The following is a 25,067-nucleotide window of genomic DNA, read 5'->3' on the forward strand; positions in this document are numbered from 1 at the left end:
TCCGCACCGGGTCTCCCCCGGCCGGGGTACGAAATCCCGGTGGAGAGGGTGCGGTCCGATGGGTGAAGATCGCAGGGTGTCCGTTCCTGCCCGCCAGATCCGTGCTCGATTCTCGGCCGACACGATCACCGTGTACCAGGCGTACCCACCGGAGATCGCGCTGCCGGCGGTGGCCGCCGGTCGCTTCGTGGCCCCCTTCAAGCGTGAAAGGATGACCTGGATCAAGCCGTCGTTCCTGTGGATGATGTACCGCTGCGGTTGGGCCACCAAGCCCGGGCAGGAGCGCGTGCTGTCCATCGACATCACGCGGGAGGGCTTCGAGTGGGCGCTGGCGCGAGCCTGTCTGAGTCACTACGACCAGGGCCTGCACGGTGACCGGGCGACGTGGTCGCAGCAACTCAAGGCCAGCCCGGTACGGGTGCAGTGGGATCCGGAACGGACACTGCACCTGAGCGCGTTGCCCCACCGGTCGTTGCAGGTCGGACTGTCCGGCGAAGCCGTCGCCCGGTACGTCGACGACTGGACGGTCAGCGTCACGGACATCACCCCCACTGTCCACCGCTTACGGGAACTGGTGCGGGCCAAGGACGTGCGGGCGGCCGCGGACCACCTGCCGGCCGAACGAAGCTATCCGCTGCCCAGGCAGATCGCGGCCCACCTCGACGCCACCGGCTGAGTCCGCGCGGTCAACGGCCCTCGGATGCCACGCGCCGTCCAGCAACACATTCACATTCTCGATATCCTGGCCGGCATGCACCGAAGCCGCGTGTACGCGCTACTGATCGACGCTCCCAAGGCGGAGGCCGCCCGGGCGGCGGAGTTCTGGTCGGCGGCGCTCGGCGTCAGCACCCGGTCCGATCCCGCCGAGCCGCAGTTCGTCGGCCTGCACGAGGCGCTGCCAGGGCTGGTCACCGCGGTCCAGGCGGTCGACGATACGCCGCGCTTCCACCTCGACATCGAGACCGACGACGTGCCTGCTGAGACCGAACGGTTGATGGCCCTGGGTGCCACCGAGGTGGCGCAGTGGCTGGAGTGCCGGATCCTGCGGGCGCCCGGTGGCCACCTGCTCTGTGTGCTTCCGGTGGAGAGTCCACCGGAGGTGTTCGCGGCCGAGGCCCGCACCTGGTCCTGACGCACCGGGGCTGTCGGAGGGTGCGGCTAGGGTCCCGCCCATGGCTGAATTCGTACTGGTGGCGGGGGCGTGGCTGGGATCGTCGGCATGGGACGAGGTGGTGGCACCACTTCGGGCGGCCGGCCACGGCACCCACGCGTTGACCCTCTCCGGCCTCGCCGAGAAGCGGGGTGTGCCCGCCGGGCAGCAGACCCACGTGCAGGACATCGTCGACGAGATCGAGCGCGGCGACCTGCGCGACGTGGTGCTGGTGGGGCACAGCTACTCGGGCATTCCGGTGGGTCAGGCCGCCGAGCGGATCGGCGAGCGGTTGGCCCGGGTGGTCTTCGTGGACTCCGAGGTGCCGGTCGACGGTGGGTCGTTCGCCTCCGGCTGGTGGCAGGGTCAGGCGGCCTTCGAGGCGCAGATCGCCGGCAACAACGGCTACTGGGCTCCGCTGGGTGCGGCCGACCTCGACGGTCAGGGTCTCACCGACGAGCAGGTCGCCCGGCTGATCGAGGGCTCCACGCCGCATCCGGGGGCCACGCTGACCGAGCCGGCCGTGCTGACCCGGCCGTTGGGTGAACTGCCGGCGACGTACGTCAAGTGTCTGCTCGACGGGCCTGAGCCCAACGACACGGTGGCGAAACTGCTGACCAGCGACCACTGGCGGTTGGTCACCATGGGCACCGGCCACTGGCCGATGTTCTCCCAGCCCGCCGAGCTGGCCCGGATCCTGTTGGCCGAGGCCGCCTGACCCGCGCCGCCTGACCCGGGGCCGGCAGGGCCGGACCGACGCGGAGCGAGCTGCTGACAGGGCAGCCGCACGGTCAGTCCAACGAGCGGTATACCTCAGTGGCATATTCATGACTCTGAGGTATGTCGCTCGTCCGGGTGGGTGCCGCCCACCGCGGCGCGGTCAAGCGCCGCCGCAGCCCTCAGGCGGCGTCGAGGGTCTGGATGTGGCGCACCGGTGACGCGAGCAACCACAGCACGGCGAGCACGCCACCCAGGCCGGCGATGGCCAGGGTGGGTCGCAGCCCGATGGTGGTGCCCAACGCACCGCCGACCAGCGCGCCGAGCGGTCGGATGCCGTAGTTGACGGCACTGTAGGCACCGGCCCGGCGTGCCAGCGCGTCTTCGGGTGTCACGGCGATGAGCAGGGCGTTGAGGTTCACGTCCATCAGCATCACGCCGACGCTGGAGACCAGCTCGATGGCCGCCAGCATGGCCACCTTCGTCCAGGTCGGTCCGGACACCAGCGCGGTCAGCGCCAGCGGCGCGGGGAAGAGCACCGCGCCGATCATGGCGGTACGGCCCAGGCCGATGGCGCGTGAGATCCGAGGTGCGAGCGCCGCGCCCGCGAATCCGCCGAGCGCTCCGAAACCGAGGGCGATGCCGATCGCGCCGGCTGACAGGTCGAGTTCGCGGCTGGCGTAGAGCACCAGCAGCGCGCCGGCGATGAAGGTGAAGAAGTTGACAGTGCTGGTGCAGCCGAGGGCGGCCCGCAGCACCGGGTGCCGCAGCACCAGCACGAGCCCTTCGCGGACCAGGCCGAGAGTGGACGTCCGACGCGGCGGGGGCGGGGGCTCGGTCACCGGGATGCGGCTGAGCAGCAGCGCGGAGCCGAGGAAGGAGACCGCGTCGACGACGATCGCGACCGGCGCGCTGAGCGCCTGGACCAGCCCACCGCCGACGGCCGGGCCGGCGATGAAGGACAGCGAGCGGCTCATGCTCAGCTTGCTGTTCGCGTCCACGTACGCCGATCGCGGCACCAGGCCGACGAAGAACGCCTGACGCGCCATCGCGAAGAGCACCGCGCCGAAGCCGGTGAGCAGTGCCACCAGGTAGAGCTGGGTGAGGGTGATCGCGTCGAACAGGTAGGCCACCGGCAAGCTGAGCAGCACCGCGGCGCGGATCAGATCCGCGATGATCAGCAGTCGCCGCTTGTGGGTGCGCTGGTCCACCCAGGCGCCCAGGAACAGGCCCAGCAGGTTGGGCAGCCAGATCAGCGCGGTGAGGACGCTGACCTGCACGGGTGTCGCGGTGAGCAGGGTTACGGCGATCAGCGGTAGGGCCAGCTCACTGATCCGATCGCCGAAGTGGGAGATCGTCTCGCTGATCCAGAAGGTGCGGAACCGCCGGTCACGGTGCAGGGCCGGCGGGGGCCCGGGGTCGGTGGCGGCGTCGGTGGCGGCGGTCACGACGTGGCCGTTTCGTCGTCGCCGGGCTCGGCCGGGGCTTCGTCCCCCAGCTCGGGCAGCAGGTAGCGCAGCATCCGGACGATCCGCGCGTCGGGCGGAGCCGACCCCTCCTTGCGCCGCACGTACGGGGCGATCAGCTCTTCAATGGACTCCTCCAGTTGCCGCAGCTCGTCGGCGGTGGCCACGAACCGCGTGTCGGCCATGCCGGCCAGCGTGCGCCACTCGGGGTCCAGTCGGGGCTCCTCATGCAACAGCCACTGCTGGGGTGCGTCGGCGTTGCGGGCGAACATCTCGCCGCGTAGCTGCTGGCTGGCGGACTGCCCCTCGGTGCCCTCCGGCACCGTGAAGCGGAAGCCTCGGGCTACCGCCTGCCACCAGCGCTCCCGCTTGCTGGTGGCACCGTCCCAGTCGAGGACCAGGCCGAACGTCGCGAGGTGCCGCAGATGCCAGCTGACCACCGACGGTGTGGCGCCGACGTGCGGCGAGAGCCCGGTGGCCGTGGCCGGGCCGTGCCGCTGAAGGTGCTCCAGGATCGCCAGCCGGACCGGGTGGGCCAACGCCCGAAGCGCCTGCGGCTCGCTGATCTCGAAATCCCCATACGGATTCTTGAGAGACATGTTTCGAGAGTAGTCTCTCAGGTTGAATCGGGGCAACCCCGAGCCACCGCCTCCGGCGCGTTGATCAGGCGATGCCCAACCGCGCCAACGGCTCGACCAGCTCCCGCTCCTCGTAGCTGAGGTGCGACAGGAGGGCGTCGGTCAGCAGGTCCACCGCGGCCCGCAGCTCGGCCAGGCCGTCCGGAGACCCGACGTACGCGACCAGGGCCCGGTCGACACCCTCCAGCACGTCGTGGATGACGTGATGCTCCTGCTCCAGCCGGTCGACCACCGGGCCGAGTCGGGGGTCACGTGCCCGCAATCTGGGGAAGAACGACTGGTCCTCGATCGTGTGGTGGGTGGTGACGATGCGGCAGTACGACTCGCAGTAGACGCCGAGGGTCCACCGGTTCTGCCTCATGGTCATCGTGTTGATGTGGGACCGCGCCGCGCCGGCGTCGATCTCGCCGGCCGCCACCTGCTCGATCAGGTCGTGAATCTGGGCCAGCTCGGCGCGCAGGCCGTCGTGGATCTGCACGAGATGCGCGCCGGTGGCCTGCTCCTGCGGGGTGTAGGTGCGCTCCGGGTCGGGCGCGGGCCCGGTCGGCCGGGTCGACTCGTCCCACACCTGCTGCTCGCTTCGCCGTACGCCGTCGTCCGGGGTCGGCACCACGGCGAACGCACCACCGGTCGCGGTGGCGCGGCTCGCCCGGACCGGCGGCGCAACGACCGGCTCCGGCTCCGGCGTATGCTCCGGAGTCGCGCCCCGGTCACGTTCGGCGGCGACCAGCTCGCGGACGGCAGGGGCCACCTCGCCGGCGAAGCGGCGCAGGTCGTCGGGGTCGTCGCTGCCCAGGATGAAGGTGCCGACCCCCTCCTCCAGTGCCAGTTCGGCCAGCTCCTCGGCCCACTGCTCGGCGGGCCCGTTCAGCGGACCGCGCCCGACGGTCGAGAACTCTCCGGCGATGTTGAGCAGCCGACGCACGTCCCGCGGGGATCGGCCGGCCTGCTGCGCGGCGTCGTCGATGATCGCGTTGCCCTTGGTCAGGTCACCGGGCTGGAGGTAGCCCAGCGTGGGCAGCCAACCGTCGGCCCGACGACCGGTGAGCTGGAGCATCCGGGGCTTGTACGCACCCAGCCAGATCGGCACCGCGTGTGCCGGAGCGGGACCACGCTTGGCGCCGACGACCCGGTAGAACTCGCCGTCGACCCGCACTCCGCCACGCGTTTCGACGTCCCAGAGCTGACGGACGACCTCGATGGCCTCCTCCAGCGCTCGTACGCCCTGGCCGGGGGTCAGCCGCCGGCCGCCCATCGCCTCGATGGCATCCCAGAACGCCCCCGCCCCGAGGCCGAGGTTGACCCGGCCACCGCTGAGCAGGTCCAGGCTGGCCACACTGCGGGCGAGCACCGCCGGCGGACGCAGTGGCAGGTTCGTCACGTTCGCCGCCAGGTGCACCCGGTTGGTGCGGGCCGCCACGAAGCTCAGCAGCGTCCAGGTGTCGAGAAACGCCGGCTGGTAGGGGTGATCCTGAAAGGTGACCAGGTCCAACCCGACCTGCTCGGCCAGGACGGCGACGCCGACCGCACGGCCTGGATTGTCAGCACTGGGCGTGACGAAGGAGCCGAAGACCAGGTCGTGGCCGTAGTCGCTCATCTGCGAGCCTCCCGATTTCCCCCGACGCCTCGGACGATGCGTCGCAACCGTAACCTTATGCCACACAGAACATCTGCTGCCAACAAGGTCTGAGTCACTGCGCTATTGTCGGGGCATGACGGGTGCCACTCACCGGCCGGACCGGCCCGATCCGCTCGACGACGACCTGGGCTGGATGCTCGGGATCGTCTTCCGCGGCTACGTCCGGGCGGCCGAGCACGCGCTCACCGACTTTCCCGGTGGCCCGCGCGGCTACCAACTGCTCACCGCGGCCTGCAACGGGCCGGCTCGAAACCAGGGCGCGATCGCCGAGGAGATCGGCATCGACCGCACCGTCCTCACGTACCTGATCGACGACCTGGAGCGGCCCGGGTTCGTCGCCCGGCGCGCGGACCCGGCCGACCGACGCAACCGGCTGGTCGAGGTCACCGACGCCGGCCGTGCCGCGTGGGAGCAGCGGCGGTTGGCACTGCGGCAGGTCGAGTCGCACCTGCTGGGGGCGCTCACTTCAGCCGAGTCGGCGACGCTGCGGTCACTGCTCCAGAAGGTCGCCTGCTCGGCCCAGGCGGTGGACCCGTTGCGCGACCTCTGCGAGGTGGTGACACAGGTGCAGGCCGATTCGGCGACGGCGGCGCCCGCTGCCCGCCGGACCGGCGCCGCGACGGCGCGGAGCGGGCGAACCGCCACCCCCCGAGCCCGCCGCAGCAGGCCCGACTGATCTGGATGCGGCGGGGCGGGGCCGCCCCGCACCGCCCGACGTCGTCCGTCGAGCGGTGCCGGACAGGCCCGTGATGTCGCTACCGAGCTCGATCAGCGCACGTGCACGAACACCGGGTTCGAGTAGAACCACAGGTCGTCCCACGGGCTCTCCAGCCCGTCGGCGAGCGGCTCGGCCTCGTCGGTGCTGGTGCCACGCACCCGCGCGTAGGTGTCCGCCTCGACATTGCGCAAGGTGTGCCGGATGACGTAGCTGTCGCCCTGCCGACGCCAGTCGCGCGGGCCGAACCGGGCCGCCACAGTTGTGGTGGGGTTGGTGTCGGCGTCCAGGCTGGCGCTCGGGCCGGTGATCTGGCCGACGATCAGGTCGACCCTGCGGACCTCGGGCCGGTCGCCGTTCGCGTTCACCCCACCCAGCGGGCGGAAGGTGATCTCGATCTCGACATCGGTACGGCCACGACGGCTCACCGTGATCGTCTCGCCCACCTCGGCGGTCCTGCCCTGGGACGTGGCGGTGACGTCGAGGCTGCGGATCAGGTCACCGGTGGTGACCCAGATCCGGCCGTTGCGCAGACCGTCCATGATGTCGCCGTAGTCCTGGCGGGCATGCACGTAGGTCTTGCTGTACTCGCCCGGCCAGAAGTCGGAGCCGCCCCGGGTCCAGTGCACGTGCGAGTCCGAGGTCGCGGTGATCCACCAGCGCCGGCCCTCGCCGAGCAGTGAGTCCCACAGGCCGCCGACCCGGGCGGTCATCTGGTCGAAGCCGCCGTAGGTGGGGTGGTTGCCGTAGCCGCCCCGCTTGCCACCGTTGAGCGGGCCGGCCTGGTGACCGGGCGCGCCCTCGAAGCCGATGTAGACGTCCGGCGCGGCGTTGTTGCCGTTGCGGAACTCGCGCGGGGTGTCCTGGCCGTAGACGCCGAGACCCGGCGCCGAACGGGACGCGTGGTGGGCGATCACCAGCGGCTTGTGTGGCATGCCCCGGGCGACCTTGAGGAACTCCACCATCTTGGCCTCGGTGTCGCGGGCCGGGTCGGTGGGGAACGCGTCGTACTTGGCGAACCGGCTCTCCAGCTCGAAGAGCTGCTTCGCCTCGTCCTCGTGGCGCGGGATCATCAGCGTGTGGTGGTCCAGCGAGGGCGCGTCGAACTCCATGCCCCAGAACTGGAGCACCTCGGGGACCAGCTTGCGCGACCGCAGCAGGTCGGGGTACGCCTGCTCGATGTTCACCTTCGAGTGGGTCGGTCCACCATGGTCGGTGCACATCGCCCAGGTCAGGCCGAAGTTCTTCGCCATGATGGCGTTGGTGACGATCGGGTAGACCGCGTCCGCGCCCTTGTGGAAGACGATCGGGGACTTCGTGGTGTCGAACTCGCCGCTGTACTCGGAGTGGATGTGGTGGTCGCCCGCACGCCACGCCCGGTTCTTGGAGTTGCCCCGGTCGGTCTTGTCGTCGTCACCCGGCCGGCGGTCCTCGTCGGCCCAGGCCGCGCCGGCCCCGACCAGTGGGCTGGCCGCGGCCAGCGTCGCGCCGACGCCCGCGTACTTGACCAGCTTGCGCCGGGACAGCTGCGCGTGCTCGGTCTCTTCGGGATGCTTGTCTCTCACCTGAGAGCCTCTCCTCGATCAAGCGAATGCTCTTTCGATCAAGGAGCCTCGGAGAAGGCGGTGAACAACCGCCGTACGCAGCGGGTGCGCACGATGAACACCCTGCCCCGACCTGCGGGCGACGCCGGGTCGGGCAGCAGCGGGTCACCCCGTGCTCGCGCAGTGTCCAGGCGGCACCGGCAGCGAGCTGTCCGGTTCAGGGCACCGGGCGACCGGTGCCCGTCGACGACCCGGTCAGATCCGGGCGCGCGGCAGCCAGCCCAGGAATCGGAGCCGGACCCGGGGCAGCGGCAACGTGGGCAGGTCCTCAGCGGCGGCGACGAGGCAGGAACCGAGATAGACCGCGAGGGAGGCGCGCGCGCCACCGAACTCGGCGAGCAGTTGGCTCTGCTTGGTGGCGCAGGGCCACTCTCGGCCGCATCCGGTGCAGGTCCAGCTCGGCGGGTTGGGGAGGTGCTCCGGCAGCTTGGTCCGGCGGTACCGACCGACGACGCTGTTGTCCGAGCGCACGTCGCGTCGCCGTGCCGCGGGACTTTCGTTGTGGTGGGCCACCGGACGGGCACCGGGCAGGTAGCGCCCGACGGTGCCGAAGAGCACCCCGACGCGGATCAGGGCGTCCGGTCCGACGTGCTGGGTCAGCAACGCGGTCATCAGATAGTGCCCCAGCAGGTCGAAGGCGTCACGGTGCAGACCCAGGTCGCGGCAGAGGTCGACGAACTCGGGTGTGGTCACTGGCACCCGGTCGTCGAGTGCGCGGCGCAGCACCTCACGGAGCCCACGCCCGAGCCTCTCCAGCGCGTCTCCCTCGCCCAGACCCAGGCTGTCCTCGTCCGCCACCCGGGCCAGCGCCTCGGCGACGGCCAGCCGAACGACGCGGTCAGGATCGGTACTGTCCAACGCTTCCCCCTCCGTGGGTCGGCCTCCCGGCAGTGACCCGGGTCGTCCTCCGACGAATCATGAACAAGATTTCGCTGTCGGCCACGAGGGTGGCTAGGACAGCAGACGTAGAACCATTTGGCGCGCTAGCCGGAAAACGAAGTCGAGCTGCCGACACAGCACAGTGATTCGCAGGACGGCGCGTCGGTGATTGTCGTATGGTGACATTCCCATCTACAGATATTGCGTCTCAGTCGCTTAATGGTCAGACCAGATCCGACACGCTCAACCGGTCGCTGCCGTCCCGCTCGCGACGTTCCATCCCACCGCACCGCCGGCCAACGATGTGCCGGGTCACCGCCGAGCACCCCGGCACGTCCCGAACCTGCCGTCGGCACCCGTTCCAGCACCCGGCGGCACCTCCACCGGACGGAGACAGCGGATGACGTCATCGCCAGTGCAGACCCACGAGTTCGACAGCCGTGATCCGGCGACGATCCAGGAATTCCTGTCCGCCACGTACGACCCGAAACTGCGTATTCAGAGCAGGAACGGATACCGGCTCACCCACCACCGCGTCGACGCCGGCCCCTTCGCGCTCGCGACCACCCGCCAGACCGGGCACCTCGAGATCGATGCCAGTACCCTCGGCGGGCTGGTCATCGCTCACAACCGCACCGCGCACGGCGATCGTTCCTGCGCCGGATCGGCCCACCGGTTCGGCCCCGGCGACGTCTTCCTCGTCACCAGGCCGGAGGAGCCGTGCACCGTCCACTGGCATCCCGGCGAGGTGGAGCTCTGCGTACTGGACCTGTCGGTGCTGGCGCAGGTGGCCACCACCGCGCCGGCCCGTCGGCCGGGTCGGATCGAGTTCACCGAGCTGAGCGCCGCCAGCACTGCCCTCGCCCAGCAGTGGCGCAACACCACCAGCTTCGTCCGCGAAGTCGTGTTGAACAGCCCGGCCGCCGGGGCACAGTCGCTCGTGATCGGCAACGCCGCCCGGATGCTGGCCGCGGCGGCGCTCGCGGTCTTCCCCAACACCGCGTTCACCGAACCGACCGCCGCGGACCGGAACGACGCCACCACCGCCACGCTGCGACGGGCGATCACGTTTCTGGAGGAGCACGCCGACCGGGACATCAGCGCTGCCGACATCGCCGGCGCCGCCGGCGTCTCCCTCCGGGCCGTGCAACTCGCCTTCCGCCGTCACCTCGGCACCACCCCGATGGCCTACCTGCGTCGGATCCGGCTCGTCCGGGCACACCACGACCTGGTACGCGCCGACCCGCGCCAGGAGACGGTCTCGGCGATCGCCAGTCGGTGGGGATTCGCCAGCCACAGCAGGTTCACCGCGCGGTACCACGCCAGCTTCGGTGTGCCGCCGCGCGAGACGTTGAACACCTGAGACCCGCGCTCAGGACGTCAACCAGCCCGGCGTGCCCGGTGTTCACCGGAGGACGCGGGCGAGGCGTCGAACGGCCTCGTCCATGAGTTCGGGTGCGGCTGCCGCGTAGGTGAGGCGTAGGTGCGGGGCCGGGGGTTCGGCCGCGTACCAGGGCCGGCCCGGAAAGACGGCGACGCCTTCGGCCGCCGCGGCAGCGGCCAGTGCCCCGTCGTCGGTGCCGTCGGCGAGGCGCACCCAGAGATGCATGCCGCCACGTGGGATCGACTGTGGAGCAAGGCTCGGCAGATGCCGGCGTAGTGCGGTCAGCAACGCGTCACGGCGCGTCCGAAGGGCCATGCGCAGTGCCCGGCGATGCCGCGACCACGCCGGAGAGGTGAGGAAGTCGATCGCCGCCTGTTGCAGTGGTCCGGCGACGAAGAAGTCGTCGAGCAGCCGGGCGGCGCGCAGTCGCGCCCCGGCCGGGCCACGGGCTCCGATGGCGGCGACGCGCAGCCCGGGGGCGGTCGACTTGGTCAGCGAACGCAGGTAGATGACGTGACCGTCGGGATCATCGCTGGCCAGTGGTGGCGGAGCCGGATCGTCGATGGTGAGGTCACGGGCGTAGTCGTCCTCGATCAGGAACGCCCCGGCGTCGCGTACGGCCTCGGCGACCTGCGCCCGACGGTGCTCCGCCAGCGTCGCGCCGTGCGGGTTGGCGTACAGGGGCTGGCAGTAGAAGAGCCGGGCGCCGGTGCGGGCGAACGCGGCGGCGAGTTGGTCGGGCCGTACCCCGTCGGCGTCAGCCGGCACGGGCACCACCCGCAGTCCGGCCGCGCGGGCCGCGGCCAGGGCACCCAGGTAGGTCGGCGACTCGACGAGCAGGGCGTCGCCGGGCGTGGTGAGCGCCCGCAACGCCGACGACAGGGCGGCCTGCCCACCGGGGCAGATCACCATGTCCTCGGCGTGCAGCCCCGCCCCGGCCTCGCGGGCGAACCAGGCGCGCAGGTCCGCGCGACCCTCGATGGGCCCACGCTGCCAGCTCGCGGGCTGGCGGGCGGCTCGGGTGAGGGCGGCGCCGAGCGCAGCCGCAGGCTGTAGGTCCGCGTGGAGGTAGCCACCGGACAGCGGGATCGTTCCGGCGGGCGTCAGCGCCAACAGCGCCTGCATCTCATCCTGACCGAACCGGCGGGGCCCGAGCGCGACGGTCTGCCAGGACAGGTCGGGTACGCCCGGCTCGTCCGGAGGAGTGGCCACAAAGGTGCCTCGGCCGGGTCGCGCCTCGATCAGCCCCTCGGCCGCCAACTGACGGATCGCCTCGGCGACGGTGACCGGCGAGGCCTGATGTCGGGCGGTCAGCTCGCGTACCGAGGGCAGCCGCGCACCGGGACCGGCGGCGGCCGCGAGACTCCGCAGATCTTGGATAACGCGCTGAGCTGCGTTACCGTTTTCCATGAGGGATAAGAGTAGCGCTACTGCCAGAACCACGGTAACAGCGGATCGGATCTTCGGGCTCGGCCTCGGCGCCCTGGGCGTGCTCGGCTTCAGCCTGTCGCTTCCCGCCACCCGCATCGTCGTGCAGCAACTCGACCCCTGGTTCGTCGCCTTCGGCCGGGCTGTCGGCGCGGGGCTGCTGGCATGGGCGTACCTGCGTGTCACCGGCGCACCGCGGCCTACCCGCGGTCAGTGGCAACGGCTGCCGATCGTCGCCCTCGGAGTCATCGTCGGCTTTCCTCTGTTCACCTCGATGGCGCTTCTCACCCAGACCTCCGCGCACAGCGCTGTCGTCATCGCCGCGCTGCCCGCGATGACGGCCGTGTTCGCGGTGCTGCGGGCCGGCGAACGCCCGCCGCCGCTGTTCTGGATCGTGAGCGCCGGCGGACTGCTGGCGGTGCTCGCCTTTCTTGGCGCCAGCGGCGCGGTAGGCGGGGCCCTCACCCTGCCCGACCTGTTCCTGCTCGCAGCGGTCGTGCTCTGCGGCCTTGGCTACGCCGAGGGCGGCGCGCTCGCCCGCGAGTTGGGCGGCGCTCGGACGATCTGCTGGGCGTTGCTGCTCGCGCTGCCCATCACCGTTCCCATCACGGCCGTTGCCGCCGCCGCCAGTCCGCCCCGGGCCGACGCTCTCGGCTGGTCGGCGTTCGGCTATCTCACCGGGGTCTCGATGTTCCTGGGCTTCTTCGCCTGGTACGCGGGCCTGGCCCGGGGCGGCATAGCGCAGGTGGGCCAGGTCCAACTCGCCCAGCCGGTGCTGACCCTGGGGTGGTCCGCGCTGCTGCTCGGCGAGGTGGTCTCCCCCGCCTCGATCGCGGCGGCGCTGGTGGTGCTGGGATGCGTCGTGGCGAGCCAGCGCATCCGCCAGAGCCCACGGACGGTCGTGGCGCGACGCGAAGCCGGCGCGGGAGCGTCCTAGCCCCGGTCGCGCTCGCGGCTGTCGCGGGCGGTCTGCAACTCGGGCACCGAGGCCTCCAGCAGATCGGCGAGGCCACGCAGTTGCTCGGCGACCCGGGCGCCGAGCGGTGTCAGCGAGTATTCGACGCGCGGTGGGATCGCGGTGAGCACCTCGCGGGTGAGCATTCCGTCGCGTTCGAGGGTCTGCAGGGTCTGGGAGAGCATCCGCTCGCTGACCCCGTCGATGCGGCGACGCAGCGCGTTGAACCGGTAGCGGCCCTCGCCGAGCGCCAACAGGGCCAGCGAGGCCCACTTCGAGGTGACGTCCTCGAAGGCCGCACGGGAGGTGCAACCCCGCGCGAAGACATCGCTGACGAATTCCTGGGTAGGCCCCGCCGGGTCCTGGGCCGGCATGTCGCTCACCTCACCAGCCTATCTCATGCCGCCTATCGGTTAGTGCTGTAGATTCGTAAGTGCTTACTTATCTGTTCCCACCCTCCGGAGGTTCCCATGCCCACCTATGCCGTCACCGGCGCCACCGGCCGGCTGGGCCGCCTGGTGATCGAGCAGTTGCTCGACAGCGGCGTACCCGCCGCCGAGATCGCCGCCATCGTCCGCAGCCCGGAGAAGGCCGCCGACCTGGCCGCACGCGGAGTCGAGATCCGTAAGGCCAGCTACGACGACCCGTCGACGCTGCCCGGCGCCGTGGCCGGCGTACGCCGCCTGCTGCTCATCTCCGGCGACACTCCCGGTCAGCGCGTCGCGCAGCACACCGCGGTCATCGACGCCGCCAAGCTGGCCGGGGTGGAGCGTCTCGTCTACACCAGCATCCTGAGGGCCGACACCACAGCGAACCCGCTCGCCCCGGAGCACAAGGCCACCGAGGAGGTCCTCGCCGCGTCCGGTCTGACCTACACCGTTCTGCGCAACAGCTGGTACACCGAGAACTACACCGACCAGCTCCCGCAGTACCTGGGGTCCGGCACGATCCTCGGCGCCACCGGCGGCAGCAAGATCTCCGCGGCGACCCGGGCCGACTACGCGGGGGCGGCCGTGGCCGCGCTGACCCGGGAGGAGGACGGCAACGCCGTCTACGAACTGGGCGGCACCGCGTTCACCTTCGACGAGCTGGCCGAGGCCGTCACCGAGGTGACCGGCACCACCGTCGTCCACCAGGACATGTCCGCCGCCGAGCTGGCCTCGGCCCTCGAGAACGTCGGCCTGGACGCGGGCACCGCCGGCTTCGTCGCCGCGCTCGACCACTCGATCGCCAATGGCGAGCTGGCAACCGACAGCGACGACCTCAGCCGGTTGCTCGGCCGGCCGAGCACCCCGCTGCGCGACGCCATCCGGGCCGCGCGGGCCTGACCGGGTTCATCGCCGAAGCGGGCGGCGGGGCCCAGCCGCCGTCGCCCGCCACGCGCTGAACCCCACACGTATCCTCGACGGCATGGTGAGGCACGTCGATGAGCAGCTCTCCCGGCCCGTCGGGTCACCATGTCGGCACGCTTTGCGGTCCGGCCTGGACACTGCGGGGTCGGCCCGGTGAGCGGCGGCGACTTCGTCGTCCGCGCCGCCGTGGCGCAGGACGACCCCGAGCTGGTCTTCGACGTGCTGTGGCAACTCGCTCCCGACGACGCACGGCCGGACACCGCTCGGCTCGCCACCGCCTGGCGCGACCTGCACGCCCAAGCCGGCCGCCGCCTCCTGCTGGCCGTCGCCGGGGACACCTTCGTGGGCACCCTGGACACCCTCGTCGCCCCCAACCTCACCCATGGCGCGCGACCGTACATGGTGGTGGAGAACGTGGTGGTCGCGCCCGGCTGGCGCCGTCGGGGCGTCGCCCGGGCCCTCATGCTGGCGGCGCTCGACGAGGCGACGGCGGCCGGTTGCTACAAGGTCCAACTGGTGTCGAACGCCGCGCGTGTCGACGCCCACCGGTTCTACGCGTCCATCGGGTTCGCGCAGTCCGCTCACGGCTACCGCCGATATCTCACCACCGCGACGTGACCGCCCGGGTGGGGGCGTTCCCGCGTCCCGCTTCCGCCGCCGACAAGGCGGCGTTCGAAGAACGGCAGACTCCACCGGTACGCCGGAGGCGGTCAGCCCGCCTCGGTCGAATCCCCGAGCAGCAGGCCGGTCAGCAGACTGCGCAGGGTCCGTTCGACGAGGTCCGCCCGGGGTGCCGGTCCGGAGGGTTGACTGAACGCCGCGACCAGGTGCGGGTACGCCGCGAGGTCCACTCCGGCGAAGCTGAACGCCCCGGCGGCGGACTCGCGGCGGGCGAAGAGGCTCACCACGCCGGTCATCATCGCGATGGTCTCGAACTTGGCGGCGACGGGGCAGCGCACGGGTTCCAGGATCCGGATGCAGTTGTCGAACCAGGCCAGGCTCTGCGGGCCGATGCCGGAGGGCCGGTGGATCACGTCGAGCAGCCACGGGTGGGCACCGAACACCGCCAACTGCCGGCGCCCCAGCAGCACCATCGTCTCCGACCAGTCGCCCTCCACCTGCGGGTACGGGCGCAGCTCCCCCACGGCCCGGTCGGTCATCAGGTCCAGCAGGTCGTCGCGGGACGACAGGTAGCGGTAGAGGGAACCGGCGCCGGTGCCGAGCGCGGCGGCCACGGCGCGCATCGACACCGCGGCCAGCCCTTCGGTGTCGGCCAGGGTGATGGCGGCCACGACGATGGCGTCCCGGCTGTGCGCCGGAGCGGGGCCTCGGCTGCCGCGCTCGGGCCTGCTCCAGATCGGCTGCCGGTCGGGGCCGCTCGCGGCTGTGTCACTCACTGATCCACTGTAAACCGCAAACGCCGTTCCCGATTTGTGTCGTCGCCGCACGGATGGCGCCGACGCGCAGCGAACGAGTCACGCTGCACGGACGGCGTGGTCGCGCAGCGTCGTTGATCTTGGCTAGGCTGGTGGGCATGCCCGCACACCAGCCGCACCGCCACGACGACGGCCAGAGGTGGGCCCCGGCCCCGGCGCGCCCCATCGAGCCGGCCGACTGGTGAGTGACGCACCCGCGCCCGCCCAGCGGGGTGGTCCGTCCACACCGCCGCCGCACCGCTCGGGTTGGACCGACCGTTGCGACCTGCTCGCCCGGTCGCGGCCCTTCGAGGTCACCATCGTCGTGGTCATCCTCGCCAACGGCATCGTTCTCGGCCTGGAGACGTACGACGATCTGAGCCCGGCCGGCACCGCGCTGCACGCGCTGGAGCTGTTCTTCCGGGCCGTCTTCGTCGTGGAGATCGCCGTCCGGCTGGCCGCCTACGGCAGGCGCCCACAGGACTTCTTCCGGCACGGCTGGAACGTCTTCGACTTCGTGGTGATCGCGGCGATCTTCATCCCGGGCCTGCACGGCGACCCGGCGCTGCTGCGGGTCGTCCGGGTCGCCCGCATGGTCCGCCTGGTCCGGTTCTCACCGGGTCTGCGGACCATCGTCTCCGCGCTGTGGCGCAGCCTGCCGGGCGTCACCGGGTTCCTCGCCCTGGCCGTGGTGACGCTCTACGTGTACGGCATGGCCGGCTGGCTGATCTTCGGCAACAGGTATCCGGAGGAGTACGGCGACATCGGCCGATCGCTGCTGACGCTGTTCGTGCTGTTGTCGCTGGAGACGCTGCCGGACCTCATCGAGCAGGGCATGGCGATCTCACCATGGACGCTGCTCTACTACGTCAGCTACGTGGTCATCACCGTCAACCTGCTGCTCAACATCCTCATCGCGGTCATCGTGAACTCCATGGAGGAGGCCCGCCGGTTGGAGATGACCGAGCGGCTGGCTCCCGGGTACGACGAGGACGGCGACGGCGTACCGGACGAGGTGGACCGGATCGCGCTCACCCAACGGCTGGACGACCTGCGGGCGGTCATCACCGAGTTGGAGCGCGAGCTGCGCATCGACCGGGACGACGGGCACGGCCGACCCCACCGGGACAACGCCCGCGCCAGACGGTGATCCGACGCTCGCGCTGCGTCTTCGGGTTCGGATAGTGTCGACGGCGGTCCCATCGGCCTGCCTTGAGGGGTTCCGAGCATGACGACCACTGTCGACAATGCCCAGACCGCCACCGATCCCACGGACGCGCTCGGCACGGTGATCGACGACGTGATCCGCCCACAGGCACCGATCGTCGACCGGGATGGGGCCTTCCCGCGCCCGGGTGTCGACGCTCTCGCCGCAGCCGGCCTGCTCGGCCTGGCCTCCTCGACCGAGGTCGGCGGCGCCGGCCGCGGCATGCGGGCGGTCGCCGAGGTGATCGAGCGGCTGGCCGCCGAGTGCGGGTCCACCGCGATGGTGGTGCTCATGCACTACGCGGCGACCGCCGTCATTGAGGCGCACGGCCCGCACGACGTCCGCGCGGCCATCGCCTCCGGCGATCACCTCACCACGTTGGCGTTCTCCGAGTACGGCTCGCGCAGCCACTTCTGGTCGCCGACCGGCACCGCGACAGCCGCCGACGACGACACCGTCCGCCTCGACGCCCGTAAGAGCTGGGTCACCTCGGCCGGCGAGGCCAACAGCTACGTCTGGTCGAGCCTTCCGCTGACCCGCGACGCCGGCCCGATGACGCTGTGGCTGGTGCCGGCCGACAGCGCCGGCCTGAGCGTGACTGGCGACTTCGACGGGCTGGGCCTGCGGGGCAACGGCTCCCGGCCGATGACCGCCGACGGACTCCGGGTGCCGGCGACGGCGAGGATGGCGGCCGACGGGGCCGGGCTCGACACCGCGCTCGGTGCGGTCCTGCCCTGGTTCCTGGTGCTCAACGCCGCCTTCTGCCTCGGTCTCGCCGACAGCGCGGTGGCCGAGGCCGGCCGACATCTCACCCGGACCACGCTCACGCACACCGGCGCCGCCCTGCGCGACGCGCCCGTCACCCGACGCGACCTCGCCCGGCTGATGATCCGCACCGACGCGCTGCGAGCCTTCCTGGGCGACACGCTCACCGCACTGGAGACCGGCCGCGACGACGCGATGCTGCGGGTGCTCCAGGTCAAGGCGCTCGCCGGCGAGACCGTCGCCGACGTGACCGATGGCGCGATGCAGCTCTGCGGCGGCAGCGCCTTCCGCAAGGAGCTGGGCCTTGAGCGCCGTTTCCGGGACGCCCGCGCGGCCCGGGTGATGGCGCCGACCACCGACGCGCTGCACGACTTCGTCGGTCGGCTCGCCACCGGGCTGCCGCTGCTCGACGAGGCCAACCGCTGATGCCCGCGCCAACCGTGCTCATGGGCGCGGTCGCGTACGACCCGAAGGTGGTGACCATCTGGGAGGGCTTCCGCACCTGGCTGCGCGGGCGGGGCCTGGATTTCGACTTCGTCCTCTACTCCCACTACGAGCGACAGGTCGAGGACCTCCTCGCCGGGCGGATCGACGCGGCCTGGAACTCTCCCCTGGCCTGGGTACGGGCCGAGCGGCTGGCGGCCGTCAACGGCACGGCCGTACGCGCGCTCACCATGCGCGACACCGACCAGGACCTGACCTCGGTCGTGGTGGTTCGCGCGGACTCACCGGTGCACCAGATCGCGGACCTCACCGGACGGGTGGTCGCCGTCGGGGCGGTCGACAGTCCACAGGCGACGCTGATTCCGCTGGACCACCTCGCGGCAGCCGGGGTGGCTGTCGACGTACGCCGCTTCGACGTGGGTGTCGGCCTGCACGGCGACCACATCGGCGGCGAGCGCGACGCGGCCCGCGCCCTGGTGGCCGGGGAGGTCGACGCCGCCTGCATGATCGACGCCAACCACCTGGCGTTCGTCCAGGAGGGCACGTTACCGCCCGAGAGCACCCGGATCGTGGCGCAGACCGCACGCTACGACCACTGCAACATGACGGTCCGCGCGCCGGAGTCCGACGGGGTCCGGCTCTTCGGCACGCTGCTGCTCGGCATGTCGTACGCCGATCCGCAGGTGCGTCCGCTGCTCGACCTGGAGGGGCTGACGGCCTGGCGGGAGGGCCGCACCACGGGGTATGACGCCCTCGCCGACGCGGTCGACACCAGCGGCTTCTACTCCCTCGACGGGCGGGTGACGGCCACGGACTACCGGCCGTGAGCGCGACACCGGGTGCCGCTGTCGACCTGGGTGACCTGGGTTTCGGCCGGGGCGCGCACCTGCTCGTGCAGCGCGCCCTGGCCGGGTTGCCGCCCGGCGGCCGGTTGGCGGTCTCCGGGCGCGACCCGGCGCTGCGCGTACACCTGCCCGCCTGGTGTCGTGGCCGGGGCCATCGGGTCGAATGGCCGGATCGGGGCGAGCCGAACGAGCTCGTGGCGGTGGTGGTCCGGGGGTCGGCGGATGACGACCGCTGGTTCGGCGCGGAGCGGGCCGGGCCGGCCCTGCCGTCGGCGCTCAGCAGTCGTCCACCCGCAAGGTGGGCGCTCGGCGCCCGGGGCGCGCTGCTCGAGGCCGGTGGTCCGGAGGCCCGGTTCGACCTGGACGACCGCGATTTGGTCTGGGCCGACATCGCCCCCCACCTGTACGCGCAGGCTGCCGCCCGACAGTGGGACCCGCAGACCGCGGTGCCGTGGAACGACCCGTTCGCGCTGCCGGCCGACGTCGAGGCAGCGGTGGTGCAGGTGATGACCTACCTGGTCGAGAACGAGCAGGCCGCCCTCGTCGTGCCGGCCCGCTTCGTGGGGCGCATCCATCCGCACTTTCGGGAGGTGGTGCAGCTTCTCGCCGTGCAGATGGCCGACGAGGCCCGGCACATGGAGGTCTTCAGCCGGCGGGCGCTGCTACGGGGCGCCGAGATGGGCACGTCATCCGCGGGCGGTCGGCAGTCGCTGTTCACCCTCGTCGCGGAGTCGGACTTCGCGTTGGCGTCGTTCCTGCTCTCCGTGCTCGGCGAGGGCAGCTTCGTCGACCTGCTCTCGTTCCTGCACGAGAACGCCCCGGACCCGGTCACCCGCCGGATCTGCTGGCTCGCCATGCAGGACGAGCGCCGGCACGTGTTGTTCGGCATGGCACACCTGGAGCATCAGGCGCGGCTGGATCCGCTGCTGCGGGACCGACTGCGGGCGGCCATCCACCGCCGCCACGACGCGCTGGTCGACACGGCGGGGCTCAACGCGGACGTCTTCGACGCGCTGGTGCTGCTCGCGGCGGGTGGTTGGCATCCGGACGACGTGTCCGCCGGCTTCGACCGGGTGCAGGCTCTGCAACACGCGATGGATCAGGGCCGTCAGCGCCGCCTCGTCCGCCTGGGTTTCCGGCCCGACGAGGCGGCGGCGCTCTCCGCGCTGCACACCCGCAACTTCATGTAGCCGATCCCCGCGCACGGCGGGGCGTGCGCGGGGATCGCGGTACGGCAGGTCAGCGGGCGCTGGTCACTGGCCGAGCAGGGTTCGGATCTGACGCGCGTAGCCGGCCACAGTGAAGTCCGGGCCGACGGAGTCCACCAGGACCAGGTCGTTGATGGTGTGATCGACGCGTAGCGCCAGGATCGCCTGGTACTCGGGCGAGTTGTACCAGGTCATGGCGGTCTCCGCGTCCGGGAACTCGATGAGCACGACCGAACCGGGCCAGCTGCCCTCAAGGACCTGCACCTGGGCATCCAGGACGAGCCACCTGGCGCCGTACGCCTCGGTGGTGGCCTGTACCTGCTCCAGGTAACGCAGGGACTCCTCGGTCGGCACTCCGCCCGGGATACGCAGGTGATTGATCAGGTACGTGCTCATGTCTCACTCCTCAATGCGGGTGCTACTTCCCGGTCGAAGGCGTACGACCGGTCGTCTTGGATTGGGTACGGACCGGGTCGAAAGGAACGACGCGGACTGTTACCGAGGGGACCGGACGCGGATCAGGTGAGGATCCGGGCCGTGGTGATGGTGAAGAACTCGCGCAGGGCGGCCGGGTCACCGGATGCCTTCGCCCGCGCTGCCGCGCCCTCGTAGCTGGAGACGACGAAGCCGGCGAGATCAGCGGCGGGTTCGTCGCCGTGCAGTTCACCGGCAGCCCGCGCCTGCTCGATCACCGTGGCGAGCGCGGCGACCCAGCGGCCGAAGCCGGCGTCGACGGCGTTGCGCAGGACATCGCTGTGCGCCGGGATCTCGGTGGCGAAGTTGCCGAGCAGGCATCCGCGGTCACCCATGGTGTCGCCGAGGCCGGTGATGTAGCTCAGATGAGCGGTGATCCGCTCAAGCGGGGTGCCGCCCTGCTTCTCGTCGAGCATCTCCAGCCCCATCGCTGCGGAGTATCTCGCCACCGAGTCGAGGGCGAGGTCCTCCTTGCTGGCGAAGTGGTTGTAGAAGGTGCCCTTGGGCGCCCCGGCCGCGGCGACGATGTCCTGGACGCTCGTCCCGTTGTAGCCCCGCAGGTGGAACAGGTCCAACGCGGCGTCGGACAACCGTTGCCGGGTCCCGGCGGAGGCCGGCGACTTCGTTCGTGGCATCTCGTGGCACTCCTCTCGCCCGGGGTTCCGGCTGACTGGCAGACACTACGATATGACCGGTCGTCTCGGAATGCCAGTGATGTGACCGCCGTCATCCCCCAGGTACTGTGGAACGGCCATGAACAGGGATTCCAGCGCGGTCCGCGAGGAGCTGCTGCGGCTGCGCGAGCAGACCCAAATCCAGGCCACCGCCCTGGACGGCGACCTCCGGAGCCTTTTCGAGGCGTCCCGGTCGTCCAACGCCGATGACGAGCACGACCCTGAGGGCAGCACTATCGCCTTCGAACGCGCGCAGCTCACCGCCGTCCTGGACGCCACCCGCCGACGCCTGGCCGAGCTGGACGTCGCGCTGGGACGGGTTGACGACGGCAGCTACGGCGTGTGCGAACGGTGCGCCCGGCCGATTCCCGCCGAGCGACTCGTCGCCCGCCCGTCCGCGCGTACGTGTGTCGCCTGTGCCAGCCGACGGTGACGGTGCCTGCCTTGGCGGTGGTCCGCCCGGCCGCGCCCCCGGCAGGAGGGGGTCTCACTTCGGGGGGACCGTCCGACTACGCGGGCTGCCCGGCGTCTCGCTCTGACGAGCGGTATACCTGTGGGTCATAAATATGACTCACAGGTATACCGCTCATCGCGGTGAAGCCTCCAGGAGCACCGTCGTAACCGGTGATCAGCTGGCGCAACAACCTCCTGCGGGCGTGGCGTCGAGGGCGATGAGGCTGATCGGTGCGGACAGCAGCCCTCCGGAGATGCCGGTCGACAGTCCGCGCCCTGTCGGTTGCGGCCCACAGCAGTCGTCGCCGCCCGCCGAGACGGCGGAGTCACTGCTGCACACACCGGTTTCGGGCAGGTCGAGCTGGACGTCGCGGGCGGCGGCCCAGTCACCGGCCAGCGCGGCGACCACGGAGCGGACCTGCTCGTAGCCGGTGGCCATGAGGAACGTCGGTGCCCGGCCGTAGGACTTCATACCGACGGCGTAGTAGCCCTGCTCCGGGTGAGCGAGTACGTCCACGCCGTGCGGCGGCACGGTGCCGCAGGAGTGCTCGTTGGGGTCGATCAGCGGTGCCAGGGCACGGGTGGCACCCAGCACCGGGTCGAGGTCCAGCCGCAGCTCGGCGGCGATGCTGTGGTCGGGGCGGAAGCCCGTGGCCGCGACCACACGGTCGACGGTGATCGACTCGACCCTGCCGTCGCCGTGCCGTAGGGCCACACTCACCCGGCCGCCCGTCGGGGTGAGCGTCTGCACGGAGAAGCCGGTGAGCAGCCGGATCCGTCCGGCGTCGACGTGCGCACGCAGCCGTACGCCGAGCGCGCCCCGCGCCGGGAGGGCGTCGGCGTCCCCGCCGCCGTAGGTACGCGTCGGCGCGGCGGCCCGGATGGCCCAGGTGACCTCGGTGCCGGGCTCGACGGCAGCCAGCTCCGCCAGGGACAGCAGGGTGTTCGCGGCCGAGTGACCGGCGCCGACCACCAGGGTGTGGCGTCCGACGAACCGACCCCGGTCGGCGCCGAGGACGTCCGGCAGCGCGTGCTCCAGGTACGCCGCCGCGTCGGCCTCCCCTCGCGCGCGCAGACCGGACGCGCCGAGGACGTTCGGCGTGCTCCAGGTGCCGGAGGCGTCGATGACGGCGCGGGCGACCAGCTCGTCGCCGTCGGCGAGGCGGAGCAGGAACGGTGCGGTGTCGCGTCCGGCGGTACGCAGCCGGTCGAGGCCGAGCCGGCTGATCGCCTCGACGCGTGCCCCGTACCGCACGTGTGGCTTCAGTTGTGGCAGCTGCGCGAGGGGCCGGAGGTAGTCGTCGACCAGCTCCGCGCCGGTGGGCAGTGCCCCCGGATCGGGGGCGACCCAGCCGGCCTCGTCGAGGAGCCGACGGGCGGCCGGGTCGATGTTGTAACGCCATGGCGAGAAGACCCGCACGTGCCCCCACTGGCGTACCGCGGCACCCGGGGTGTCGCCGGCTTCGAGGACGGTGAAGGGCAGCCCGCGTTCGTGCAGGTGCGCGGCGGCGGCGAGACCGGTCGGGCCGGCGCCGATGACGATGGTGGGAAGGTCGTCCAGAGCGTTCATCAGTGGCTCCTCGGTGTGGTGGCCCGTCTTGAGGGCCACGGCTGGTCAGGTGATGGTGGGGCTGCGACGTTCCAGCAGGATGACGTCGCGCCAGCGGTCGTGATGGCGACCGACGCGCTCGCGTACGCCGATGACCCGGAAGCCGGCCCGCTGGTGGAGGGTCAGGCTGGCGGTGTTCTCCGGGAAGACTCCGGATTGGATGGTCCAGATGCCGGCTGCCTCGGTGGAGGCGATCAGCGCGGTCAGCAGCAGCCGGGCGACGCCCCGGCCCTGGGCGGCCGGGTCCACGTAGACGGAGTGTTCGACCACTCCGGCGTAGACCGCGCGGGTCGAGGTCGGCGAGACTGCGACCCAGCCGAGGACGGCCCCGTCGCGGTCGGCGGCCACGAAACGGTGCGCGCTCAGGCGCGCGGCGTCGAACGCCGCCCAGGTCGGGGCGGTGATCTCGAAGCTGGCATTGCCGGCGTCCAGACCGGCCTGATAGATCGCCAGGACCCGCTCGGCGTCGGCGTCGGTCATGGGGCGCACGGTGATGTCGGCCATCAGCGGGTTGCCTTCCGGAAGAGATCAGCGGACTGTCTCGACGTCTGTCGAATCAGACAGTTGCACACTGATTAGAGAAGTGTCAACCTAGAGGAATGTCGAATCAAGCAGGTCCGACCGTGGACGTGTCGTGCTGCCTCCCGCTGGCCGAGCGACGCGTACCGGCCGAGGCCGCCGCTGTGCTCGCGCCCGCGTTCAAGGCCCTCGGCGACCCGGTGCGGCTGCAGCTGCTGTCGATGATCGCCTCCGCCGAGAGCGGGGAGATCTGCGTCTGCGACCTGACCCCCGCGTTCGACCTGACCGGTCCGACCATCTCGCACCACCTCAGGACGCTGCGCGAGGCCGGGCTGGTCGACGCCGAACGCCGGGGCACCTGGGTCTACTACCGCGCCCGGACGGGCATCCTCCGCCAGCTCGCCGCACTGCTCACCGTGGCGCCGGCGACATGACGACGACCCTGCAGAGCGACCCGGCCGAGAGCGCCGTCGTCGGCCGCCTCTCCCGACTCGACCAGTTCCTCCCCGTGTGGATCGGGCTGGCGATGGTCGCCGGCCTGCTCCTCGGTCGGCTGATCCCCGGGTTTAACAGCGTCCTGGACGCGGTGCAGATCGGCGGGATCTCGCTACCGATCGCGGTCGGCCTGCTGATCATGATGTACCCGGTGTTGGCGAAGGTCCGCTACGACCGACTCGACACCGTCACCGGCGACCGGCGGCTGCTGATCTCCTCGCTGGTCCTCAACTGGCTCGTCGGCCCCGCCGTGATGTTCGCCCTGGCCTGGATCTTCCTGGCCGACCAACCCGCGTACCGCACCGGGCTGATCATCGTCGGCCTGGCCCGGTGCATCGCCATGGTCATCATCTGGAACGACCTCGCCTGCGGCGACCGGGAAGCCGCCGCCGTCCTGGTCGCCCTCAACTCCGTCTTCCAGGTCGTCGCCTTCGGCGTGCTCGGCTGGTTCTACCTCTCCGTACTCCCCCAGTGGCTGGGGCTCTCCGGCGCCGAGCTGACGGTCTCGGCCTGGGACATCGCCGGTAACGTGCTCATCTTCCTCGGCATCCCACTGCTCGCCGGCTACCTCACCCGCCGCCTCGGCGAGCGCGCCAAGGGCCGCACCTGGTACGAGGCCCGCTTCCTACCCCGCATCGGCCCGGCCGCCCTCTACGGGCTGCTGTTCACCATCGTGATCCTGTTCGCTCTGCAAGGCGACGCCATCACCACCCGACCCCTGGACGTCGTCCGCATCGCCCTGCCCCTGCTGGTGTACTTCACCCTCATGTGGGCCGGCTCCTACGCCCTCGGCCGGGCCATCGGCCTCGGCTACCAACGCACCACCACCCTCGCGTTCACCGCCGCCGGCAACAACTTCGAACTCGCCATCGCCGTCGCGATCGGCACCTTCGGCGTCACCTCCGGCCAGGCCCTCGCCGGAGTCGTCGGCCCCCTGATCGAGGTACCCGTCCTCGTCGGGCTCGTCTACGTCTCCCTGTGGGCGCGGCGCCGCTTCTTCACCCCCACGAACTCCGCAACCGCGTAACCCGG

General features: G+C 71.3%; 27 protein-coding genes. 15 read left to right on the top strand and 12 right to left on the bottom strand.

Going from position 1 to position 25,067, the window contains the following annotated elements:
* The first annotated feature begins 76 nt into the window (after nucleotides 1-76).
* The 3 genes from GUI43_RS01690 to GUI43_RS01700 all read left to right on the top strand — a co-directional run bounded on the left by GUI43_RS01690 (nucleotide 77) and on the right by GUI43_RS01700 (nucleotide 1,868).
* Entirely contained in the window at nucleotides 77-676 is a 600-nt protein-coding gene (locus GUI43_RS01690) for a DUF4291 domain-containing protein (protein ID WP_112697693.1), read from the top strand.
* A gap of 75 nt (nucleotides 677-751) precedes the next feature.
* Nucleotides 752-1,132, top strand: a complete 381-nt coding sequence (locus GUI43_RS01695; RefSeq protein WP_112589736.1) for a VOC family protein — start codon at nucleotides 752-754, stop codon at nucleotides 1,130-1,132.
* Between the two features lie 40 nt (nucleotides 1,133-1,172).
* Nucleotides 1,173-1,868, top strand: a complete 696-nt coding sequence (locus GUI43_RS01700; protein ID WP_112589738.1) for an alpha/beta fold hydrolase — start codon at nucleotides 1,173-1,175, stop codon at nucleotides 1,866-1,868.
* 181 nt (nucleotides 1,869-2,049) lie between these two features.
* Here GUI43_RS01700 and GUI43_RS01705 read toward each other — a convergent pair whose 3' ends face one another.
* The 3 genes from GUI43_RS01705 to GUI43_RS01715 form a co-directional block, all read right to left on the bottom strand.
* Nucleotides 2,050-3,315: an MFS transporter gene (locus tag GUI43_RS01705; RefSeq protein WP_112697695.1), complete on the bottom strand. Its 1,266-nt coding sequence runs from the start codon at nucleotides 3,313-3,315 to the stop codon at nucleotides 2,050-2,052.
* Nucleotides 3,312-3,932 carry an ArsR/SmtB family transcription factor gene (locus GUI43_RS01710; RefSeq protein WP_112697697.1) on the bottom strand — a complete coding sequence of 207 codons (621 nt, stop codon included), beginning with the start codon at nucleotides 3,930-3,932 and terminating at the stop codon, nucleotides 3,312-3,314. Before GUI43_RS01710 ends, GUI43_RS01705 begins: the two co-directional genes overlap by 4 nt.
* Nucleotides 3,933-3,996: 64 nt before the next feature.
* Entirely contained in the window at nucleotides 3,997-5,568 is a 1,572-nt protein-coding gene (locus GUI43_RS01715; RefSeq protein WP_112697699.1) for an LLM class flavin-dependent oxidoreductase, read from the bottom strand.
* Nucleotides 5,569-5,683: 115 nt separating this feature from the next.
* On the opposite strand from GUI43_RS01715, the gene GUI43_RS01720 reads away from it, so the two are divergent.
* Nucleotides 5,684-6,286: a MarR family winged helix-turn-helix transcriptional regulator gene (locus tag GUI43_RS01720; protein WP_112697701.1), complete on the top strand. Its 603-nt coding sequence runs from the start codon at nucleotides 5,684-5,686 to the stop codon at nucleotides 6,284-6,286.
* A 92-nt stretch (nucleotides 6,287-6,378) separates the two neighbouring features.
* Here GUI43_RS01720 and GUI43_RS01725 read toward each other — a convergent pair whose 3' ends face one another.
* Nucleotides 6,379-7,890, bottom strand: a complete 1,512-nt coding sequence (locus tag GUI43_RS01725; RefSeq protein ID WP_112697703.1) for a CehA/McbA family metallohydrolase domain-containing protein — start codon at nucleotides 7,888-7,890, stop codon at nucleotides 6,379-6,381.
* A 234-nt stretch (nucleotides 7,891-8,124) separates the two neighbouring features.
* A complete protein-coding gene (locus GUI43_RS34420; protein ID WP_244220659.1) occupies nucleotides 8,125-8,787 on the bottom strand; it encodes a hypothetical protein in 663 nt (220 codons plus the stop codon).
* 421 nt (nucleotides 8,788-9,208) lie between these two features.
* On the opposite strand from GUI43_RS34420, the gene GUI43_RS01735 reads away from it, so the two are divergent.
* Nucleotides 9,209-10,171: an AraC family transcriptional regulator gene (locus GUI43_RS01735; protein WP_112589756.1), complete on the top strand. Its 963-nt coding sequence runs from the start codon at nucleotides 9,209-9,211 to the stop codon at nucleotides 10,169-10,171.
* 42 nt (nucleotides 10,172-10,213) lie between these two features.
* Here the strand turns inward: GUI43_RS01735 and GUI43_RS01740 are convergent, their stop codons facing one another.
* Complete coding sequence (locus GUI43_RS01740) at nucleotides 10,214-11,602, bottom strand: aminotransferase-like domain-containing protein (RefSeq protein WP_112697705.1); 1,389 nt, start codon at nucleotides 11,600-11,602, stop codon at nucleotides 10,214-10,216.
* On the opposite strand from GUI43_RS01740, the gene GUI43_RS01745 reads away from it, so the two are divergent.
* Nucleotides 11,601-12,557 (top strand): DMT family transporter, encoded by a 957-nt coding sequence (locus GUI43_RS01745; RefSeq protein ID WP_112697707.1) that lies wholly within the window; start codon nucleotides 11,601-11,603, stop codon nucleotides 12,555-12,557. The two genes, GUI43_RS01740 and GUI43_RS01745, sit on opposite strands and share 2 nt — an antisense overlap.
* Here GUI43_RS01745 and GUI43_RS01750 read toward each other — a convergent pair.
* Nucleotides 12,554-12,949 (bottom strand): winged helix-turn-helix transcriptional regulator, encoded by a 396-nt coding sequence (locus GUI43_RS01750; RefSeq protein WP_196924914.1) that lies wholly within the window; start codon nucleotides 12,947-12,949, stop codon nucleotides 12,554-12,556. The two genes, GUI43_RS01745 and GUI43_RS01750, sit on opposite strands and share 4 nt — an antisense overlap.
* A 96-nt stretch (nucleotides 12,950-13,045) precedes the next feature.
* Between GUI43_RS01750 and GUI43_RS01755 the strand changes: the two genes are divergently transcribed.
* Both GUI43_RS01755 and GUI43_RS01760 read left to right on the top strand, forming a co-directional pair.
* Nucleotides 13,046-13,903 (top strand): SDR family oxidoreductase, encoded by an 858-nt coding sequence (locus GUI43_RS01755; protein WP_112602540.1) that lies wholly within the window; start codon nucleotides 13,046-13,048, stop codon nucleotides 13,901-13,903.
* 177 nt (nucleotides 13,904-14,080) lie between these two features.
* Nucleotides 14,081-14,545 (top strand): GNAT family N-acetyltransferase, encoded by a 465-nt coding sequence (locus tag GUI43_RS01760; protein ID WP_208646763.1) that lies wholly within the window; start codon nucleotides 14,081-14,083, stop codon nucleotides 14,543-14,545.
* 92 nt (nucleotides 14,546-14,637) lie between these two features.
* Here GUI43_RS01760 and GUI43_RS01765 read toward each other — a convergent pair whose 3' ends face one another.
* The gene (locus GUI43_RS01765) at nucleotides 14,638-15,324 is read right to left on the bottom strand and encodes a TetR/AcrR family transcriptional regulator (RefSeq protein ID WP_112697711.1); all 687 of its coding nucleotides are present in this window, start codon (nucleotides 15,322-15,324) and stop codon (nucleotides 14,638-14,640) included.
* A gap of 220 nt (nucleotides 15,325-15,544) precedes the next feature.
* Here GUI43_RS01765 and GUI43_RS01770 point away from each other — a divergent pair, with 220 nt between their 5' ends.
* From GUI43_RS01770 to GUI43_RS01785, 4 genes are all read left to right on the top strand, one after another.
* Nucleotides 15,545-16,492 carry an ion transporter gene (locus GUI43_RS01770; protein ID WP_112697713.1) on the top strand — a complete coding sequence of 316 codons (948 nt, stop codon included), beginning with the start codon at nucleotides 15,545-15,547 and terminating at the stop codon, nucleotides 16,490-16,492.
* Nucleotides 16,493-16,570: 78 nt separating this feature from the next.
* Nucleotides 16,571-17,740: an acyl-CoA dehydrogenase family protein gene (locus GUI43_RS01775; RefSeq protein ID WP_112697715.1), complete on the top strand. Its 1,170-nt coding sequence runs from the start codon at nucleotides 16,571-16,573 to the stop codon at nucleotides 17,738-17,740.
* Nucleotides 17,740-18,585, top strand: a complete 846-nt coding sequence (locus GUI43_RS01780) for a phosphate/phosphite/phosphonate ABC transporter substrate-binding protein (protein ID WP_112697717.1) — start codon at nucleotides 17,740-17,742, stop codon at nucleotides 18,583-18,585. The genes GUI43_RS01775 and GUI43_RS01780 overlap by 1 nt, the downstream gene beginning before the upstream one ends.
* Entirely contained in the window at nucleotides 18,582-19,793 is a 1,212-nt protein-coding gene (locus tag GUI43_RS01785; RefSeq protein WP_112697719.1) for a ferritin-like domain-containing protein, read from the top strand. The genes GUI43_RS01780 and GUI43_RS01785 overlap by 4 nt, the downstream gene beginning before the upstream one ends.
* 63 nt (nucleotides 19,794-19,856) lie before the next feature.
* Here GUI43_RS01785 and GUI43_RS01790 read toward each other — a convergent pair whose 3' ends face one another.
* Together GUI43_RS01790 and GUI43_RS34875 are read right to left on the bottom strand one after the other, a co-directional pair.
* Nucleotides 19,857-20,207, bottom strand: coding sequence for a DUF1330 domain-containing protein (locus GUI43_RS01790; RefSeq protein WP_112697721.1), 351 nt, complete (start codon nucleotides 20,205-20,207; stop codon nucleotides 19,857-19,859).
* Nucleotides 20,208-20,329: 122 nt separating this feature from the next.
* On the bottom strand, nucleotides 20,330-20,920 hold the full coding sequence (locus GUI43_RS34875) for a TetR/AcrR family transcriptional regulator (RefSeq protein ID WP_112697723.1): 591 nt from the start codon (nucleotides 20,918-20,920) through the stop codon (nucleotides 20,330-20,332).
* Nucleotides 20,921-21,038: 118 nt separating this feature from the next.
* Here GUI43_RS34875 and GUI43_RS01800 point away from each other — a divergent pair, with 118 nt between their 5' ends.
* Nucleotides 21,039-21,392 (top strand): TraR/DksA family transcriptional regulator, encoded by a 354-nt coding sequence (locus GUI43_RS01800; protein WP_112589793.1) that lies wholly within the window; start codon nucleotides 21,039-21,041, stop codon nucleotides 21,390-21,392.
* A gap of 195 nt (nucleotides 21,393-21,587) precedes the next feature.
* Here GUI43_RS01800 and GUI43_RS01805 read toward each other — a convergent pair whose 3' ends face one another.
* Nucleotides 21,588-22,982, bottom strand: a complete 1,395-nt coding sequence (locus GUI43_RS01805; RefSeq protein ID WP_112697931.1) for an FAD-dependent oxidoreductase — start codon at nucleotides 22,980-22,982, stop codon at nucleotides 21,588-21,590.
* A gap of 45 nt (nucleotides 22,983-23,027) precedes the next feature.
* Entirely contained in the window at nucleotides 23,028-23,525 is a 498-nt protein-coding gene (locus GUI43_RS01810) for a GNAT family N-acetyltransferase (RefSeq protein WP_112697725.1), read from the bottom strand.
* A gap of 95 nt (nucleotides 23,526-23,620) precedes the next feature.
* Between GUI43_RS01810 and GUI43_RS01815 the strand changes: the two genes are divergently transcribed.
* Together GUI43_RS01815 and arsB are read left to right on the top strand one after the other, a co-directional pair.
* Nucleotides 23,621-23,974 (top strand): ArsR/SmtB family transcription factor, encoded by a 354-nt coding sequence (locus GUI43_RS01815; RefSeq protein WP_112697727.1) that lies wholly within the window; start codon nucleotides 23,621-23,623, stop codon nucleotides 23,972-23,974.
* Nucleotides 23,971-25,062, top strand: coding sequence for an ACR3 family arsenite efflux transporter (gene arsB, locus GUI43_RS01820; protein ID WP_112602551.1), 1,092 nt, complete (start codon nucleotides 23,971-23,973; stop codon nucleotides 25,060-25,062). The genes GUI43_RS01815 and arsB overlap by 4 nt, the downstream gene beginning before the upstream one ends.
* Nucleotides 25,063-25,067: the final 5 nt, after the last annotated feature.

This window comes from Micromonospora noduli, assembly GCF_003264365.1.
Classification (GTDB): domain Bacteria; phylum Actinomycetota; class Actinomycetes; order Mycobacteriales; family Micromonosporaceae; genus Micromonospora; species Micromonospora noduli.

Bases quoted from the DNA above. Each gene is read 5' to 3' on its own strand.
- GUI43_RS01695 (WP_112589736.1), top strand. From the start codon at position 752: ATGCACCGAAGCCGCGTGTACGCGCTACTGATCGACGCTCCCAAGGCG.
- GUI43_RS01700 (WP_112589738.1), top strand. From the start codon at position 1,173: ATGGCTGAATTCGTACTGGTGGCGGGGGCGTGGCTGGGATCGTCGGCA.
- GUI43_RS01710 (WP_112697697.1), bottom strand. From the start codon at position 3,932: ATGTCTCTCAAGAATCCGTATGGGGATTTCGAGATCAGCGAGCCGCAG.
- GUI43_RS01715 (WP_112697699.1), bottom strand. From the start codon at position 5,568: ATGAGCGACTACGGCCACGACCTGGTCTTCGGCTCCTTCGTCACGCCC.
- GUI43_RS01720 (WP_112697701.1), top strand. From the start codon at position 5,684: ATGACGGGTGCCACTCACCGGCCGGACCGGCCCGATCCGCTCGACGAC.
- GUI43_RS01735 (WP_112589756.1), top strand. From the start codon at position 9,209: ATGACGTCATCGCCAGTGCAGACCCACGAGTTCGACAGCCGTGATCCG.
- GUI43_RS01745 (WP_112697707.1), top strand. From the start codon at position 11,601: ATGAGGGATAAGAGTAGCGCTACTGCCAGAACCACGGTAACAGCGGAT.
- GUI43_RS01740 (WP_112697705.1), bottom strand. From the start codon at position 11,602: ATGGAAAACGGTAACGCAGCTCAGCGCGTTATCCAAGATCTGCGGAGT.
- GUI43_RS01750 (WP_196924914.1), bottom strand. From the start codon at position 12,949: ATGCCGGCCCAGGACCCGGCGGGGCCTACCCAGGAATTCGTCAGCGAT.
- GUI43_RS01755 (WP_112602540.1), top strand. From the start codon at position 13,046: ATGCCCACCTATGCCGTCACCGGCGCCACCGGCCGGCTGGGCCGCCTG.
- GUI43_RS01775 (WP_112697715.1), top strand. From the start codon at position 16,571: ATGACGACCACTGTCGACAATGCCCAGACCGCCACCGATCCCACGGAC.
- GUI43_RS01780 (WP_112697717.1), top strand. From the start codon at position 17,740: ATGCCCGCGCCAACCGTGCTCATGGGCGCGGTCGCGTACGACCCGAAG.
- GUI43_RS01790 (WP_112697721.1), bottom strand. From the start codon at position 20,207: ATGAGCACGTACCTGATCAATCACCTGCGTATCCCGGGCGGAGTGCCG.
- GUI43_RS34875 (WP_112697723.1), bottom strand. From the start codon at position 20,920: ATGCCACGAACGAAGTCGCCGGCCTCCGCCGGGACCCGGCAACGGTTG.
- GUI43_RS01800 (WP_112589793.1), top strand. From the start codon at position 21,039: ATGAACAGGGATTCCAGCGCGGTCCGCGAGGAGCTGCTGCGGCTGCGC.
- GUI43_RS01805 (WP_112697931.1), bottom strand. From the start codon at position 22,982: ATGAACGCTCTGGACGACCTTCCCACCATCGTCATCGGCGCCGGCCCG.
- GUI43_RS01810 (WP_112697725.1), bottom strand. From the start codon at position 23,525: ATGGCCGACATCACCGTGCGCCCCATGACCGACGCCGACGCCGAGCGG.
- GUI43_RS01815 (WP_112697727.1), top strand. From the start codon at position 23,621: ATGTCGAATCAAGCAGGTCCGACCGTGGACGTGTCGTGCTGCCTCCCG.
- arsB (WP_112602551.1), top strand. From the start codon at position 23,971: ATGACGACGACCCTGCAGAGCGACCCGGCCGAGAGCGCCGTCGTCGGC.